The organism is Serratia sp. CY33525 (assembly GCF_052169115.1).
Taxonomy (GTDB): domain Bacteria; phylum Pseudomonadota; class Gammaproteobacteria; order Enterobacterales; family Enterobacteriaceae; genus Serratia; species Serratia sarumanii.
The window spans coordinates 38,380-54,645 of record NZ_JBJNLK010000001.1 but is presented as its reverse complement, the minus strand read 5'-3'; the positions used below and the strand labels follow the sequence as shown (position 1 = coordinate 54,645).

General features: G+C 61.0%; 16 protein-coding genes, 1 pseudogene and 1 other annotated feature. Of the genes and pseudogenes, 7 read left to right on the top strand and 10 right to left on the bottom strand.

Annotated features, from left to right (window positions below; all coding sequences use genetic code 11):
- Positions 1–21: 21 nt before the first annotated feature.
- Positions 22–462: a YkgJ family cysteine cluster protein gene (locus ACJ8IM_RS00225; RefSeq protein ID WP_033634766.1), complete on the bottom strand. Its 441-nt coding sequence runs from the start codon at positions 460–462 to the stop codon at positions 22–24.
- Positions 463–748: 286 nt separating this feature from the next.
- Here ACJ8IM_RS00225 and ompW point away from each other — a divergent pair, with 286 nt between their 5' ends.
- Positions 749–1,381 carry an outer membrane protein OmpW gene (gene ompW, locus ACJ8IM_RS00220; RefSeq protein WP_004932076.1) on the top strand — a complete coding sequence of 211 codons (633 nt, stop codon included), beginning with the start codon at positions 749–751 and terminating at the stop codon, positions 1,379–1,381.
- Between the two features lie 44 nt (positions 1,382–1,425).
- Here ompW and ACJ8IM_RS00215 read toward each other — a convergent pair whose 3' ends face one another.
- The 6 genes and pseudogenes from ACJ8IM_RS00215 to ACJ8IM_RS00190 all read right to left on the bottom strand — a co-directional run bounded on the left by ACJ8IM_RS00215 (position 1,426) and on the right by ACJ8IM_RS00190 (position 8,519).
- Positions 1,426–1,740, bottom strand: a complete 315-nt coding sequence (locus ACJ8IM_RS00215) for a BON domain-containing protein (protein ID WP_033634764.1) — start codon at positions 1,738–1,740, stop codon at positions 1,426–1,428.
- Between the two features lie 217 nt (positions 1,741–1,957).
- A complete protein-coding gene (trpA, locus tag ACJ8IM_RS00210) occupies positions 1,958–2,764 on the bottom strand; it encodes a tryptophan synthase subunit alpha (RefSeq protein WP_033634763.1) in 807 nt (268 codons plus the stop codon).
- Positions 2,764–3,954 carry a tryptophan synthase subunit beta gene (gene trpB / locus ACJ8IM_RS00205; RefSeq protein WP_033634762.1) on the bottom strand — a complete coding sequence of 397 codons (1,191 nt, stop codon included), beginning with the start codon at positions 3,952–3,954 and terminating at the stop codon, positions 2,764–2,766. The genes trpA and trpB overlap by 1 nt, the downstream gene beginning before the upstream one ends.
- 41 nt (positions 3,955–3,995) lie before the next feature.
- Entirely contained in the window at positions 3,996–5,357 is a 1,362-nt protein-coding gene (gene trpCF / locus ACJ8IM_RS00200; protein WP_080289890.1) for a bifunctional indole-3-glycerol-phosphate synthase TrpC/phosphoribosylanthranilate isomerase TrpF, read from the bottom strand.
- 3 nt (positions 5,358–5,360) lie between these two features.
- A pseudogene (trpD, locus tag ACJ8IM_RS00195) lies at positions 5,361–6,957 on the bottom strand (bifunctional anthranilate synthase glutamate amidotransferase component TrpG/anthranilate phosphoribosyltransferase TrpD).
- Entirely contained in the window at positions 6,957–8,519 is a 1,563-nt protein-coding gene (locus ACJ8IM_RS00190) for an anthranilate synthase component 1 (protein WP_033653007.1), read from the bottom strand. The pseudogene trpD and the gene ACJ8IM_RS00190 overlap by 1 nt, the downstream one beginning before the upstream one ends.
- A 24-nt stretch (positions 8,520–8,543) precedes the next feature.
- Positions 8,544–8,647 (bottom strand) — a sequence feature (Trp leader region).
- 256 nt (positions 8,648–8,903) lie between these two features.
- On the opposite strand from ACJ8IM_RS00190, the gene rnm reads away from it, so the two are divergent.
- The 5 genes from rnm (at position 8,904) to rluB (ending at position 12,942) form a co-directional block, all read left to right on the top strand.
- Positions 8,904–9,785 carry an RNase RNM gene (gene rnm / locus ACJ8IM_RS00185; RefSeq protein ID WP_033653008.1) on the top strand — a complete coding sequence of 294 codons (882 nt, stop codon included), beginning with the start codon at positions 8,904–8,906 and terminating at the stop codon, positions 9,783–9,785.
- Positions 9,786–9,832: 47 nt separating this feature from the next.
- The gene (locus ACJ8IM_RS00180) at positions 9,833–10,453 is read left to right on the top strand and encodes an L-threonylcarbamoyladenylate synthase (RefSeq protein ID WP_033643268.1); all 621 of its coding nucleotides are present in this window, start codon (positions 9,833–9,835) and stop codon (positions 10,451–10,453) included.
- Positions 10,454–10,567: 114 nt separating this feature from the next.
- A complete protein-coding gene (locus tag ACJ8IM_RS00175; protein ID WP_033634755.1) occupies positions 10,568–10,927 on the top strand; it encodes a Rap1a/Tai family immunity protein in 360 nt (119 codons plus the stop codon).
- A 148-nt stretch (positions 10,928–11,075) separates the two neighbouring features.
- The gene (locus tag ACJ8IM_RS00170) at positions 11,076–11,873 is read left to right on the top strand and encodes an alpha/beta fold hydrolase (protein ID WP_033653009.1); all 798 of its coding nucleotides are present in this window, start codon (positions 11,076–11,078) and stop codon (positions 11,871–11,873) included.
- Positions 11,874–12,036: 163 nt separating this feature from the next.
- Positions 12,037–12,942: a 23S rRNA pseudouridine(2605) synthase RluB gene (rluB, locus tag ACJ8IM_RS00165; RefSeq protein ID WP_033653010.1), complete on the top strand. Its 906-nt coding sequence runs from the start codon at positions 12,037–12,039 to the stop codon at positions 12,940–12,942.
- 37 nt (positions 12,943–12,979) lie between these two features.
- On the opposite strand, the gene cobO is transcribed toward rluB, so the two are convergent.
- Both cobO and ACJ8IM_RS00155 read right to left on the bottom strand, forming a co-directional pair.
- Positions 12,980–13,570 (bottom strand): cob(I)yrinic acid a,c-diamide adenosyltransferase, encoded by a 591-nt coding sequence (gene cobO / locus ACJ8IM_RS00160; RefSeq protein ID WP_033647573.1) that lies wholly within the window; start codon positions 13,568–13,570, stop codon positions 12,980–12,982.
- An 11-nt stretch (positions 13,571–13,581) separates the two neighbouring features.
- Complete coding sequence (locus ACJ8IM_RS00155; RefSeq protein ID WP_033634751.1) at positions 13,582–14,343, bottom strand: YciK family oxidoreductase; 762 nt, start codon at positions 14,341–14,343, stop codon at positions 13,582–13,584.
- Positions 14,344–14,702: 359 nt separating this feature from the next.
- On the opposite strand from ACJ8IM_RS00155, the gene sohB reads away from it, so the two are divergent.
- Positions 14,703–15,749 (top strand): protease SohB, encoded by a 1,047-nt coding sequence (gene sohB / locus ACJ8IM_RS00150; protein WP_033634750.1) that lies wholly within the window; start codon positions 14,703–14,705, stop codon positions 15,747–15,749.
- A gap of 51 nt (positions 15,750–15,800) precedes the next feature.
- Here sohB and ACJ8IM_RS00145 read toward each other — a convergent pair whose 3' ends face one another.
- Complete coding sequence (locus ACJ8IM_RS00145) at positions 15,801–16,052, bottom strand: YciN family protein (RefSeq protein WP_033634749.1); 252 nt, start codon at positions 16,050–16,052, stop codon at positions 15,801–15,803.
- Positions 16,053–16,266 lie beyond the last annotated feature (214 nt).

Below are 16,266 nucleotides of genomic sequence, written 5' to 3'. Positions count from 1 at the left end.
CGTCGGGAAAACAGAGATAAATCAGTGGGTGATTGTACCCTGTTCCACGCCGCTGTGGCACCCCGCGAATTGCACTACGCCTATTTCTTCAACGATCGTCGTCTCAGGCAGCGACAGCGGCAGGGGCACCGGCAAGGGCGGCAGGCCGTAGCGTTCCCGGGCGCGATCGCAGGCTTCGTTGCGCAGGCCGTTTTCACCGGACTGATCGAACTCTCTGCACGGGCTGGGCCGATTGAGGTAGATCGAGCAGGACACGGCTTTGCCGATCTCGCCGTCCAGCGCGTTGCAGCGGGGGGACTTGCTGTTGGTCCCCTGCATGCAGCGCAAGAACGGGGTCAAAGGCTCCGTCAGGGAAAGAGGGACGGTGCCGCCGCCGTCTTCGGCTTCGGCCCAATAGAATGACACTCGAAAATAACCGCAGCATGCGCCGCAGCTGACACAGGGATTAAGGATTTCGCTCATCTTGATTGCCCGCCGACTCCTCACGGCACCAACCAAAACCAACACGGAAAATGAAATTACCTCAGCCGCAATTTTCTCCGCAACCGAAATTTGAACATGTAGATAATTTGCAACAAAATCGATTTTTTGATGCAGATCAATCCTTGATTTATTAGGCGGTTAGGTAACCTTGTTTTTAGTGGGATTTTAAATTTTTACACATAAGATGTGATCTCGATGGGATCACAAATACCCGAAAGTAGGTATATTCCCTCCCGAGTGATTAACCACACAAATGGAATGGATAATGAAAAAGACAACTCTGATGGTATTGGCGACGATGATGGCGCCTATGTTGGCAAGTGCGCATCAGGCCGGTGATTTCCTGTTCCGCGCGGGCACCGCGACAGTGCGTCCAAATGCGGGTTCGGACAACGTGCTGGGGTTGGGTTCGCTGGATGCGAAAAACAACACCCAGCTCGGTCTGACCTTCGGTTATATGGTGACGGACAACATCGGCGTTGAGTTGTTGGCCGCAACGCCATTCCGCCACAAGGTGACGCTGGGCGGCACCGATCTGGCGACCGTTCACCAGTTGCCGCCTACGCTGATGGCGCAATACTACTTCGGCGATAAGCAGGACAAACTGCGTCCTTACCTGGGCGTCGGCGTTAACTACACCACTTTCTTCGATGAGAAGTTCAACGACTACGGCAAAAGCGCCGGGTTGAGCAATCTCGATCTGAAAGATTCCTGGGGTGTGGCGGCGCAGGCCGGCCTCGATTACAACCTGGATGAGCACTGGATGCTGAACATGTCGGTGTGGTGGATGAATATCGAAACCAAAACTCGCTTCAACGATGCGAATGGCGGGCACCACAGCTTCGACACGCGTTTGGATCCGTGGGTGTTCATGTTCGGGGCGGGGTACCGCTTCTGATGAAGACTCCAAGCAGGGAGGCGTTGCGCCTCCCTGTGTCGGTATTATTTAATCTGCATTACGTTTTCAACCGATTTCACGCCGGCCACGCCGCGTGTGACCTGCACCGCACGGTTGGCGTCATCGCTGGACGTCACGAAGCCGCTCAACTGCACGCGTCCCTTAAAGGTTTCCACGCTGATTTCGCGTGACTTGATGTTTTTATCCGCCAGCAGTGCCGATTTCACTTTGGTGGTGATCACCGTGTCATCAATATAACCACCCGTTCCCTCAGATTTTGCCGTCGGCGCGCAAGCGCTCACCGCGACCGCCACAACGGCTGCCATGCACAAGGCCGAAAGGGTTTTAAAAAGCTTCATAAATTACTCTCCATGCAATGTTATGGTTGAAATTCGCTACGGTTTTTCGCCGCAGCGGGCGCATTCCCCAAATCAAACGAAGAAATGCATAGCGAACAAAGTTCATTGTGAGACAAGACCTGGGTTTGTTCAAATTTTTGCTGTAAATAAATGGAACAAACTTTGAGGGGAAACAAGCTGTTAAAGCGAGCGCCGGCAGGGCGCTCGCTGAAGAGGATCACGCCCGGGTGGCGCGCTTCATATTGCTGACGAAGGCCGCCAGCTTGGTCAGCATCTCCGCCGGGTTGGCATGGTGCTGTTCGATGATTTTGACGATTGCCGAGCCGGAGATCGCGCCGGCGGCCCCGGCCTGCAGCGCGGCCTTCACCTGCTCGGGTTCGGAGATGCCGAAGCCCTGCAGCGGCGGCGCGGCGTGGTACTCGCGCAGCTTGTTCACCAGGTGATGCAACGGCAGCTGCGCCCGGCTTTCGGTGCCGGTGACGCCGGCACGCGACAGCAGATAGGTGTAGCCGCGGCCGTGCGACGCGATTTCCCGCAGCAGATCGTCATCGGCGTTCGGCGGGCAGATGAAGATCGGCGCGATGCCGTGGCGCGCGGCGGCGGCGCGGAACGGCGCAGACTCTTCAAACGGCACGTCGGCGACCAGTACCGAGTCCACGCCCACTTCGGCGCAGCGTTGATAAAACGCATCGATGCCTTTATGGAACACCAGGTTGGCGTACATCAGCAGGCCGATGGGAATGGTCGGGTGCTTCTGGCGGATGGCCGCCAGCATCTCGAAGCACTGGGTCGGCGTGACGCCGGCGGCGAAGGCGCGCAGCGTCGCGCTCTGGATGGTGGGGCCATCCGCCAGCGGATCGGAGAAGGGGATGCCCAGCTCCAGCGCGTCCGCGCCGGCTTCGATTAGGGTGTCGATAATCTGCAGCGACAGCGCCGGATTAGGATCGCCCAACGTCACGAACGGGACGAAGGCGCCTTCCTTGCTGCTTTCCAGACGCGTGAACAGTTGCTGATAACGTTCCATCAGATTTCTCCCCGTGCTTTCAAAATGTCGTGAACGGTAAATATGTCTTTGTCGCCGCGGCCGGACAGGTTGACCACCAGGATCTGCTCTTTCTGCGGCGTTTCACGGATCATTTTCAGCGCGTGCGCCAGGGCGTGCGAGGATTCGAGCGCCGGGATGATGCCTTCATGGCGCGACAGCGCCTTGAACGCTTCCAGCGCTTCGTCGTCGGTGATCGACACGTATTCGGCGCGGCCGGTGCTGTTCAGGTAGGCGTGCTGCGGCCCGACGGACGGGAAGTCCAGCCCGGCGGAAATTGAATAGGATTCTTCAATCTGGCCTTCGGCGGTCTGCATCATCGGCGCCTTCATGCCGAAGTAGATGCCGACGTGGCCGTGCTTCAGCGGCGCGCCGTGCTGGCCGGTTTCGATGCCCAGGCCGGCAGGTTCCACGCCGATCAGCCCAACGTCGGCGTCATCGATAAAATCGGCGAACATGCCGATGGCGTTGGAGCCGCCGCCGACGCAGGCGATGACCGCATCCGGCAGGCGGCCTTCGCGCTCCAGCACCTGCGCTTTGGTTTCTTCGCCGATCATGCGCTGGAATTCACGCACGATGGTAGGGTACGGATGCGGGCCGGCGGCGGTGCCGAGCATATAGTGCGCGGTTTCATAGCTGCCGGACCAGTCGCGCAGTGCTTCGTTGCAGGCGTCTTTCAGGGTGGCGGAGCCGCTGTGCACCGGGATCACTTCCGCGCCCATCAGCCGCATGCGGAACACGTTAGGCGACTGGCGCTCGACGTCTTTGGCGCCCATATAGATGCGGCATTTCAGGCCGAGCAGCGCGCAGGCCAGCGCCGACGCGACGCCGTGTTGGCCGGCGCCGGTTTCCGCGATGATCTCGGTTTTGCCCATGCGCTTGGCCAGCAACGCCTGGCCCAGCACCTGGTTGGTCTTGTGCGCGCCGCCGTGCAGCAGGTCTTCACGCTTCAGGTACAGCTTGGTGTTGCTGCCGGCGGTGAGGTTTTTACACAGCGTCAGCGCCGTCGGGCGGCCCGCGTAGTTCTTCAGCAGATCGATAAATTCCGCCTGGAATGCCGGATCGCGCTGGGCGCTGACAAAGGCTTCTTCCAGTTGTTTCAGGGCCGGCATCAGAATTTGCGGCACGTATTGGCCACCAAATTCGCCGAAGTAGGGGTTAAGCAGCGTCATGAGAGTTCCCGTTATTATCCGTTATTAATGTTGAGCCGTATTCAGTAGGCGCGCAGGGTCTGGAAGACCGAGGCCAGGCGCGCGGGATCTTTGATGCCCGGTTCGCTTTCCACGCCGGAGTTGAAGTCCAGCCCGGCGCAGCCGAGCTTGGCAGCCTCGACGCAGTTGTCGGCGCGCAGGCCGCCCGCCAGCATCACGTTAGTCAGATCTTCGCCTTGCAACACCGACCAGTCGAAGCGTTGGCCGGTGCCGCCGGCGCCGTTGTCGAGCAGATAGCGATCGACATGCTGCAGATCGCGCGCCGGCACCCGATCTTTCACGCTCAGCGCCTTCCAGAGGCGGCAATCGGCCGGCAAGCGGGCGCGCAGGGCGTTGATATAGGCCTGGTCTTCTGCGCCGTGCAATTGCACCGCGTGCAGACCGAGGCGCTCAACGGTCAACGCCACGGTATCGACCTGGGCGTCGCAGAACACGCCGACGTACTTCAGCGGCGCGCCGGAGATCACTTCGCGAGCGCGGGTGATGTCCACATAGCGCGGCGAGCGGCCGACGAAAATCAGCCCGCCGTAGATGGCGCCGGCCTGATAGGCGGCGGCGGCGTCCTGCGGACGGGTCAGGCCGCACACTTTGTTTTCGCCCAGGATCACGCGGCGCACGGCGGCGCGCAGATCGGGTTCCGACATCAGCGCGCTGCCGATCAGGAAACCGTTGGCGTAATGGCTCAGCTCGCGGATCTGCCCGTAGTTGTTGATGCCCGATTCGCTGATCACCGTCACGCCGTGCGGCACGCGCGGCGCCAGCTGACGGGTGCGGTTCAGATCGATGCTCAGATCGCGCAGATCGCGGTTGTTGATGCCGACCACGCGCGCTTCCAGCGCGATCGCGCGCTGCAGCTCTTCTTCACTGATCACTTCGGTCAGCACGCCCATGTTCAGGCTGTGGGCCACCGCCGCCAGTTGGCGGTACTGCTCGTCGGTCAACACCGACAGCATCAGCAGGATGGCGTCGGCCTGATAGTAGCGCGCCAGGTAAATCTGATACGGGTCGATGATAAAGTCTTTGCACAACACCGGTTGGCTGACGGTTTTACTGACCAGCGGCAGGAAATCGAAGCTGCCCTGAAAGTATTTCTCGTCGGTCAGCACCGAGATCGCCGAAGCGAAATCTTTATACACCGTGGCGATCTCCACCGGATCAAAGTTCTCGCGAATCAGTCCCTTGGAAGGCGAGGCCTTCTTGCATTCGAGAATGAAAGCCGTCCGGGTGCCCTGCAGCGCGTGATAGAAGCTGCGTTCGCTCGGTACGATGTCGTTCTGAAAGCCGGCCAGGGGCTGTTGCTGTTGTCGCGCCGCGATCCATTGCGCTTTGTCGCGGACAATCTTGTGTAGCACGGTTTCCTGCATCATTTATCCTCTTGCCGCCAGTGCGATGACACGCTCATAGGCCTGCCCGCTGTTGATCATATCCAGTGCCTGCCGCGCATTTTGGCGCAGGTCTTCATGTCCGAATAACTTCAGAAGCAACGCGACGTTGGCCGCGACCGCCGCGGCGTGCGCCGGCTCGCCTTTACCTTGTAACAGCCGCGCCAAAATGTCACGGTTTTCTTCCGGCGTGCCGCCCAGCAAGGCTTCCAGCGGATAGGTTTCCAATCCGAAGGACTGCGGCGTGAGCTGGTAGCTGCTGATTTCGCCGTTGTTCAATTCCGCCACGTGCGTCGGGGCGTGGATCGCCACCTCGTCCATGCCGCCGCCGTGAACCACCGCCGCACGCTGATAGCCCAGCACGCGCAGGGTTTCGGCGATCGGCAGTACCAGTTCCGGGCTGTAAACGCCGATCAGCGCCAGCGGCGGACGCGCCGGGTTGATCAGCGGGCCCAGCACGTTGAACAGCGTGCGGGTTTTCAGCTGCTGGCGTACCGGCATGGCGTGACGAAAACCGGTGTGGTACTGCGGCGCGAACAGGAAACACACGCCGAGATCGTCCAGTGCCTTGCGCGCTTCTTCCGCCGGCAGATCCAGGCGGATGCCGAACGCCGCCAGCAGATCCGAAGAGCCGGAACGGCTGGAGACGCTGCGGTTGCCGTGTTTGGCGATCTTCGCGCCGCACGCCGCCGCCACGAAGGCGCTGGCGGTGGAAATATTGATGCTGTTGGTGCCGTCGCCGCCGGTGCCGACGATATCGGCGAACGGGTAGTCAGGGCGCGGGAACGGCTGAGCGTCGTCCAGCAGCGCTTTGGCGGCGCCGGCGATCTCTTCCGGGCGCTCGCCGCGGACTTTCATGCTGATCAACGCCGCCGCCAGTTGGCTCGGCTCCAATTCGCCGCGCACGATGGCGCTGAACAGCTGTTGGCTTTCCTGCTGGCTCATCGACTCGGCGCGGTACAGTTTCTCAAGAATAGGTTGCATCGTCGTGTTCCTTATATTACTTCGCCAGCGCCCAGGCCAGGGTCTGCTCAAGCAGGCGCGCGCCGTGGGTGGTCAGAATCGATTCCGGGTGGAACTGGAAGCCGCACACGCGGCGATGATCGTCGCGCACCGCCATCACCATCTCGCCGAACCGGGCGTTGACGGTGAGATCGACCGGGATATTGCTGCCGACCAGCGAGTGGTAGCGCGCTACCGGCAGCGGGTTGGCCATGCCGGTGAACATGCCTTCGCCGTCGTGAACGATCGCCGAGGCCTTGCCGTGCAGGATCTCGCCCGCCTGGCCGACCTGGCCGCCGTAGGCTTCGACGATCGCCTGGTGGCCGAGGCAGATGCCGATGATCGGCAGCCGGCCGCGCAGGCGCTGCAGCAGTTCCGGCATGCAGCCCGCTTCGGACGGGGTGCCGGGGCCGGGCGACAGCATCAGCACCGGCTGGGTCATGTGCTCCAGGCGTTCGATGATCACCTCGGCGGCGATCTGGTTACGGTAAATCACCACCTGGTGGCCGCTGGCGCGCAGCTGATCGACCAGGTTGTAGGTAAAGGAATCGACGTTGTCGAGCAGCAGAATATCGGCCATCAGAACACCTCCTTGGCATGGTGCGCAGTGGCGATGGCACGCAGCACGGCACGGGCTTTGTTGCGGGTCTCGTCGGCTTCCGCCTGCGGGATGGAATCCAGCACCACGCCGGCGCCGGCCTGCACGGTGGCGATGCCGTCTTCAACGTAGGCGGAACGAATGACTATGCAGGTATCCAGATCGCCGGTGGCGGTGAAGTAGCCTACCGCGCCGCCGTAGCTGCCGCGGCGTGTGCCTTCGGAGGCGGCGATCAACTGCATCGCCCGCACTTTCGGCGCGCCGCTCAGGGTGCCCATGTTCATGCAGGCCTGGTAGGCGTGCAGCACGTCGAGATCGGCGCGCAGGGTGCCCACTACCCGGGAAACCAGGTGCATGACGAACGAATAGCGGTCCACCTTGGTCAGGTCGGCGACGTAGCGGCTGCCGGCCTGGCAGATGCGCGCCAGATCGTTGCGCGCCAGATCGACCAGCATCAGGTGCTCGGCCAGCTCTTTGTGGTCGGTGCGCATTTCCAGCTCGATGCGGCTGTCGAGATCCAGATCCAGCGAACCGTCCTTACTCCGGCCGCGCGGGCGGGTGCCGGCGATCGGGTAGATTTCGATTTGCCGATTGCTCGCGTCGTATTTCAGCGCGCTCTCCGGCGAAGCGCCGAACAGGGTGAAGTCATCATCCTGCATGAAGAACATGTACGGGCTGGGGTTGTTGTCTTTCAAGGTCTGGTAGGCCGCCAGCGGCGCCGGGCACGGCAGGGAGAAGCGGCGCGACGGCACCACCTGGAAAATCTCGCCCTGGCGGATCGCTTCCTGCAGCCCGCTGACCACCGCGCCGTACTCTTCGTCGCTCTGGTTACAGCTCAGCTGCATGTTTTCCAGCGTTTGGTGCGGGATCGGCTGCGGGGTTTGTTGCAATTCGGCCTGCAGCTGTTCCAGGCGTTGCTGCAAACGCTGCGCTTCACTCGCCTGCTCACTGAAGACGCTGGCTTGCAGACGGGCCGTACCGCGTTGGTGATCCAGCACCAGCAGGGTTTCCGCCAGATAGAAGCAGAAGTCCGGGCAGCGCTGATCCTGGCGCAGCGCCGGCAGGTCTTCGAAACCGGCGACCAAATCGTAGGCGAACAGGCCGCCCAGCATCACGGCTTCGCGCTCGTCCGCCGGGGAGTCCACCAGGGTCAGCAGCGTGCGCAGCGCGTCGAACACCGACAGTGAACGCAGGCGGGCGTCTTCGTCCTGCACCGCGTCGATCGCCGGGAAGCTCAGCTCGCGGCCGTTGGGGCGCGCCTGATTGCGCACCTCGGGCGGCAGCGCTTCGTCCAGCAGCGGCAGCAGCGCCGCGCCGTTGGCGGTCAGCGCCTGCACGCTGACGGTGTGTCCCAGTGCGGTAATACGCAGCGCGCTGTCAATCACCAGCAGGCTCTGCAGATTCTGTTTGCTGTTGATTTCCGCCGATTCCAGCAGCAGGGTGGCCGGACGGGCGCCGCACAGCTGGTGGAAAATGGTGGTGGGATCGCCCCGGTAGCTGGCTTGCGCCTTCAGCAATGTCAGTTGTGGTTTGATGTTCATCATCGGTGGTTCCAGTGAATTCTGTCCATAAAAAAGCCCGCATCAGGTGCGGGCTCAGGAAATCTGCATTGTCAGATGACAGCTATGCGCGATTACACCGCCCGCAAGAGGGAGGTACGCCACCAACCGTGAAGAGAAATGTAGTTGTTCATTTGCTGACTCTCTCTGTTAACGCTCATCCGACACGGCCGTTGCCGTGAACTTGTGTACTAGTTAACTGGTTCGAGAGGGCAAAGTCAACCCTCTTTTTGCACAATGTTTTAGCGGTCAGCGTGAATTCTATTCATCATTATTCCGCCTGGCGTCCGCGGCCGGGGCAGAATAGATTTCCGTCCGGCCGCCGATCGCGGGTATGATAGAAAACCAAGCCATTGCCGGATAGCCGTTTTGACAGACAGTAACCCCCCATCCACCGCCTTTACTCTGTACGACCTCCACAGCCACACAACCGCCTCCGATGGCTACCTGACGCCGACGCAGCTGGTGCAGCGGGCGGTCGAGATGCGCGTGGGCGTGCTGGCGATCACCGATCACGACACCACCGCAGGCCTGGCCGTGGCCGCCGCCGCCATTGCGGAGCAGGCGTTACCACTGCGGCTGGTCAACGGGGTGGAAATCTCGACGCTGTGGGAAAATCATGAGATCCATATCGTTGGATTGGGCATGGACGTCGCGCACCCGGCGCTGGTGGCGCTGTTGGCGGAACAAACCGAACGGCGCAATCGGCGTGCGCAGGAGATCGGCGTGCGTCTGGGTAAGGCGCGCATTCCCGACGCCTATGCCGGCGCCCAGCGGCTGGCGGGCGACGGCGCGGTGACCCGCGGCCATTTCGCCCGTTATCTGGTGGAGATTGGCGTGGCGGACAACATGGCGCAGGTGTTCAAGAAATACCTGGCCAAGGGCAAAACCGGCTACGTGCCGCCGCAGTGGTGTACAATAGAACAAGCCATTGATGCGATTCATCAATCGGGCGGCCAGGCGGTGATGGCGCATCCCGGCCGTTACGATCTGACCGCGAAGTGGTTGAAACGTTTGCTGGCGCATTTCGCCGAACACGGCGGCGACGCCATGGAAGTGGCGCAGTGTCAGCAGGCGCCGCATGAGCGCTCGCAATTGGCGAAATACGCCCAGGACTACCGGCTGTTGGCCTCGCAAGGCTCTGATTTTCATCAGCCTTGTTCGTGGATCGAACTGGGCCGCAAACTGTGGCTGCCTGGCGGCGTCGAGCCGGTGTGGCGCGATTGGCCGCAGCCTGGCGAGGCGGTCTGATTTTACGCGCGTGGCAACGCGCGCGGGCATCATTTTAGGAGCAAGTCATGAGTCAGCTTTTTTATATTCACCCGGACAACCCGCAGCCGCGTTTGATTAACCAGGCGGTCGAGGTGTTGCGCAAGGGCGGGGTGATCGTTTATCCCACCGATTCCGGCTATGCGCTGGGTTGCATGCTGGAAGAGAAGGCGGCGATGGAGCGCATTTGCCGCATCCGTCAGTTGGACGGCAACCACAACTTTACCCTGATGTGCCGCGATTTGTCCGAGTTGTCGACCTATGCGCACGTCGATAATACGGCGTTTCGCCTGATCAAAAACAATACGCCGGGTAACTACACCTTCATTCTGAAAGCGACCAAGGAAGTGCCGCGCCGCCTGATGAATGAAAAGCGTAAAACCATCGGCCTGCGCGTGCCGTCGAACCCGATCGCGCTGGCGCTGCTGGAGGCGCTGAACGAACCAATGATGTCCACCACCCTGATGCTGCCGGGCAATGATTTTGCCGAATCGGATCCGGAAGAGATCAGCGATCACCTGGGCAAGGTGGTCGATCTGGTGATCCACGGCGGTTTCCTCGGTCAACAGCCGACTACGGTTATCGATCTGACCGAATCCTCGCCGGAAGTGGTGCGTGAAGGGGCGGGCGACGCGGCGCCTTTCCGCTGATGTAAACCGTCGCCGACTTGCCCATTGTCTGAAAATCGGCTGAAGCGACGCTATTTCGGGTGAAAGCAGCTATTCTTGCTACTTCAGAATTGATAATGGGCAGGATGCGCACCAATGATTAAACGGGTTTCTTTTTTAGCGGCCTTATTATTTTCCTCGATGGCAAATGCGGGTTTTTATTCGGGCAGTTCCTTGCTGGCGGAATCCGGCGGTTACGTAAAAAATAAAAACGGTGAGGCCACCGTGGCCGAAGCGCTTAACGGCGGCATGTTTATGGGATACGTCGCCGGCGTATTCGATACTTATTCGATGCAGGGCAACCGCAATATTTGCCCGGAAGCCGGGATGAGTATCGGCACGGCCGCCGATGCGGTGATGCGCTATTTGAACGAGCATCCCGAGCAGTTGCATTACTCTGCGCCTTCGGTGATCATGCTGGCGTTAAGCGCCGCCTATCCCTGCGTGCGCCATTAAATTTGCATTCCATTTAGTGCGCATTTTTTCATAAGGTGCGCTCTCATACTTTCCGCACGAACTTCAATAGATCAATCTCCGCGGCGCTGTCACCTTAGCATCGTCGGCATCCCCCGAACGGGTCGGGGAGAGACGCGCAGGAGGTTATATGACCACATTTCACAGCGCCAACATCGCTCTCGATTATCAGGATATCGGCTCAGGGCCGCTCACGCTGGTGCTGCTGCCCGGCTGGTGCGAGCCGAAAACCGTGTTCGATCCCTTCATCGCCCTGGCGGCAGAACGTTATCGGGTTATCAGCATCGACTGGCGCGGCCACGGCCTGTCGTCAAAAACGGCGGAGATGTCGCTCGCGGCGGACGATTTGCTGGAAGATGTGCGTCAGCTACTGACGGCGCTGCGTTTGGATAACGTGGTGACTCTGTCGGTGGCGCACGCCAGCTGGCTGGCGGTGGCGTTGGCCGAAGCGTTGCCGCAGCGGGTGCGGGGCATAGTGTTTCTCGATTGGATCATGACGCAGCCGGAACCGGCGTTCTTTACGGCGGTGAGCCGCATGCAGCAGCCGCAGCAGTGGCTGGCGGCGCGCGATGCCTTGTTCGCCTTCTGGCAGGGCGGCATCCGCCACGAACGGGTCAAACGCCATCTGGAGGTCGAGATGGCACAAGAAGATTACAGGCTCTGGCGTGCCGCCGGCGTGGCCATCGAACAGGCCTACCGGCAATTCGGCTCGCCGCTGCAACGTCTGGCGGGAATGAGCGCGCCGCCGCCTTGCCGCCACATCTACTCGCTGGATCGCCGCGACGACTATCTGCGGCGCCAGCAGGCATTTGCCGCCGAGCAGCCGTTTTTCTCCGTGGTGCGTTTGGGGGAGGCTCGCACTCACCTCGGCATTCTGGAACGGCCCGACGCGGTGCTGTGGGCGGTGGAGGATTTTTTGGCGCCGTGAACGCCGTCTGAAGGGGGCCACCGCCGATAAAGTGGGTTTCAACACCTTAGAAAGCCTGTATAATGCGCGGTTCGATCCTGATAAATGTATTGTTACCGTTGTGGCGGTTGGCCGCGGCGGTTATCCCCCCGACGCCTGTGAAGGCGACATTAGAGGTTGCTCAATGAGCGAAAAGTTACAGAAAGTTTTAGCGCGCGCCGGGCATGGCTCGCGTCGTGAAATCGAAACCATGATTGAAGCCGGGCGCGTCAGCGTCGACGGCAAGGTCGCCAAGCTGGGCGATCGCGTTGAAGTGACGCCGGCGATGAAAATTCGCCTGGACGGTCATGTCCTGTCGATCAAAGAGTCTGAAGACGTGGTCTGCCGGGTGCTGGCCTACTACAAACCGGAAGGCGAGCTGTGTACCCGCAGCGATCCTGAAGGCCGCCCGACGGTGTTCGATCGTTTGCCTAAGCTGCGCGGTTCGCGCTGGGTGGCGGTAGGGCGCCTGGACGTCAACACCTCCGGTCTGCTGCTGTTCACCACCGATGGCGAGCTGGCCAACCGTCTGATGCACCCGAGCCGTGAAGTGGAGCGCGAGTACGCGGTACGCGTGTTCGGCCAGGTCGACGATGCGAAAGTGAAGCAGCTGAGCAAGGGCGTGCAGCTGGAGGACGGCCCGGCCGCCTTCCGCACCATCAGCTTCCAGGGCGGTGAAGGCCTCAACCAGTGGTACAACGTGACCCTGACCGAAGGCCGCAACCGTGAAGTGCGTCGCCTGTGGGAAGCGGTGGGCGTGCAGGTGAGCCGCCTGATCCGCGTGCGCTATGGCGACATCGATCTGCCGAAAGGCCTGCCGCGCGGCGGCTGGGCAGAGCTGGATCTGCCGGCGATCAACTACCTGCGCGAGCTGGTGGAATTGAAGCCGGAAACGGTCAGCAAGATGCCGGTGGAGCGTGAGCGCCGCCGCGTGAAGGCCAACCAGATCCGCCGCGCGGTCAAGCGCCATTCGCAGGTGGCCGGCAGCGGCCGCCGCAGTGCGCCAGGCAGCAAGCCGGGTAAACCGGGCAAGCCGAGCAAACGCGTCTAATCTCTCATTCTGGCCCCGTTCGGGGCCAGAACTTTTGTTACCAATCGATCCCCTGTTGCGCCTTCACGCCCGCATCAAACGCGTGCTTCACCGGCCGCATCTCCGTGACCGTATCCGCCAGTTCCAGCAGATCGCGATGGCAACCGCGCCCGGTCAGGATCACCGTTTGGTGCGCAGGGCGCTCCAGCAACGCGGCCTTCAGCTCTTCCAGTTCCAGATAGCCGTAGGTCAGCATGTAGGTCACTTCGTCCAGCAGCACCAGATCCAGGCTGCTGTCGGCCAGCATGCGTTTGCCGTGTTGCCACACCGCCTGGCAGGCGGCGGTATCGCCGGCTTTGTTCTGCGTCTCCCAGGTGAAGCCGGTGGCCATCACCTGAAATTCAACGCCGTGTTGCTGCAGCAGATTCTTTTCGCCATTGGGCCATTCGCCCTTGATGAACTGGATCACCCCGGCGCGCATGCCGTGGCCGACCGCCCGGGTGACGGTGCCGAAGGCGGCGGTGGTCTTACCCTTGCCGTTGCCGGTAAACACCAGCAGCAGGCCGCGCGTGTCCTGCGCCGCGGCGATGCGCGCATCGACCTGTTCTTTCAGGCGCTGCTGGCGCTGTTGATGACGATCTTCCGCCATGAAAACGCTCCTTATTCGGCCGCGCCGGGTTTACGGTTCGGCTGGGCGTCGAAGCTCATGCCGGTTTTGCGGCGGCTGTCTTCGCCCATCAGATACAGATACAGCGGCATGATATCGGCCGGGGTTTTCAGCTTGTTCTTGTCTTCGTGCGGGAAGGCAGATGCGCGCATTTTGGTGCGGGTGCCGCCCGGATTGATGCAGTTCACCCGCAAATTGCGGTTTTTATACTCGTCGGCCAACACCTGCATCATGCCCTCGGTGGCGAACTTCGACACCGCATAGGCGCCCCAGTCTGCGCGGCCGGTGCGCCCGACGCTGGAACTGGTGAACACCAGCGAACCGGCGTGGGATTTCAGCAGCAGCGGCAGCAGCGCCTGAGTCAGCATAAAGGTGGCGTTGACGTTAACCTGCATCACCTCTTGCCACATGGTCATCGACAGGTCGGCCATCGGCGCGATGTCGCCGAGCAGGCCGGCGTTGTGCAGCACGCCGTCAAGGCGGGGGATCTGGCGCGCCAGATCGTCGGCTATCTGCCGGCATTGCTCCGGCGTGGCGTGCAGCAAGTCCAGCGTCACCACCAACGCCGGGGCGCCGCCCTGGGCCGCGATCTCTTGTTGTACCGCCAGCAGCTTGCTTTCGGTGCGCCCCAGCAGCACCAGCCGGGCACCGAAGCGCGCGTAGGTCAGCGCCGCTTCGCGGCCTATGCCGTCGCCGGCGCCGGTGACCAGAATGATACGTTGTTCGAGCAGATCTTGTTTGGGTTGGTAATGCACGATAAATCCTCGCCTGGGTGGCCGTTCTCCCGCAGATATCGGGGAGCAAGAGTGAAACGCGCGGCCGGGGCGGGAGCGAAGGCTCGACCGTCTGCGGGCCGCGCAGCGAATGCGTCTCATCATATTGATGAATAATGGGTGTTATATGCCTTAATCCGCCGGCATTTTCAATGCGTAGCAGGCTGAAATGGCATTCTTTTGTAACAAAAGCGCGGCGGCGACGGCTTGGTTCGGCCGCAAATCGTCCCCATAGTGATGCTCCGTGCGCAATGAATTTTCATTTAGCCGCGACAGCAGCCGCTGCGGTTGGCTAAAATGGGAAGAATCATACTAACAACCTGTAAATAAAGGCGGAATCTGTGGAGTTTATATCTGTTTATGGCCTGTTTCTGGCCAAGGTTGCCACGGTGGTGCTCGCCATCGCCGCGTTGGCCATACTGGCTGTCAGTCTGGGGCAACGCAAGAGCCGCCAGAAAGGGGAGCTGCAGCTGACCGATCTCGGTGAACAGTATCGCGAGATGCAGCGTGACATGCGCCTGGCGCGCATGGATGCCGCCGAGCAAAAGGTTTGGCTGAAACAGTTCAAGAAACAGACCAAGGCCGACGACAAGCTGAAAAAGCAGCGCGCCAAGTCCGGCGCGGTCGAGGTGGCCAAGCCGTGCCTGTATGTGCTGGATTTCAAGGGTAGCATGGACGCGCACGAGGTGACCTCGCTGCGCGAAGAGATCTCGGCGGTGTTGGCGGTGGCGTCGGCGCAGGATGAAGTCCTGCTGCGGCTGGAAAGCCCTGGCGGAGTGGTACACGGCTACGGCCTGGCGGCCTCGCAGCTGGAGCGCCTGCGTAAAGGCGGCATTCGCCTGACGGTAGCGGTGGATAAAGTGGCGGCCAGCGGCGGCTACATGATGGCCTGCGTCGCGGATCGCATCGTGGCGGCGCCGTTCGCCATCATCGGCTCGATCGGCGTGGTGGCGCAGATCCCGAACTTCCACCGCCTGCTGAAGAAGAACGACATCGACGTGGAGCTGCACACCGCCGGGCAGTTCAAACGCACGCTGACGCTGTTCGGTGAAAACACCGAGCAGGGGCGCGAGAAGTTCCGCGAAGATCTGAACGAAACCCACGAGCTGTTCAAACGCTTCGTGCATGAGCAGCGCCCGTCGCTCGACATCGACAGCGTCGCCACCGGTGAGCACTGGTTCGGTTCACAGGCGAAAGAGAAGGGCCTGATTGACGCTATCGGCACCAGCGATGACTTGCTGATCGCCGAGCTGGATAACCACGAAGTGATCGCCGTGCGCTATTCGCGCCGCAAACGCCTGATGGATCGCTTTACCGGCAGCGCGGCGGAAAGCGTCGATCGCTTGCTGTTACGCTGGTGGCAGCGTGGGGAAAAGCCGCTGCTGTAACGGCGGCGATAGCGTGAATCAGCGGGGGCCGGGCGCCCCCGTTTTCTTTTCTCAATCGACCAGGTGGTATTTTTCCGAAAGCAGATGGGCCAAATGTTTAAACATATTAAATACCGCGGTGGTTTTGGCGGTGGGCAATCCGTCGGCATCCAAAAAGTATTCGCCGCGGAAAACTAAAACGCCGTTTTTTTGTTCAACGTCGGTGGCGATCATGCCGTGCAGATAATCTTCGTGTTGGCGGATGATGTTATTTGCTTCCGCCAGCAGGGCCTCGCGGCCGATAGGGGCAGTATTTGTGCGCATTTATTAGACTCCAAACTAAAAACTCTGCGCATATTCTAACGCCGGTTCGCTTTTATCCGCAAACCGACTAAGGTTTATTTGCCGTCTGGATGGCCATGCGCGGCCGCCGGTTGGCGAAATCGGCCTTTCCGTGCTAATTAGGTTGCGTGACGCTTTTTATCAGGTACAGTGTGGGATTTTGCGGCGTCGGGTGGAAGGTTTTGTTTACGCCATG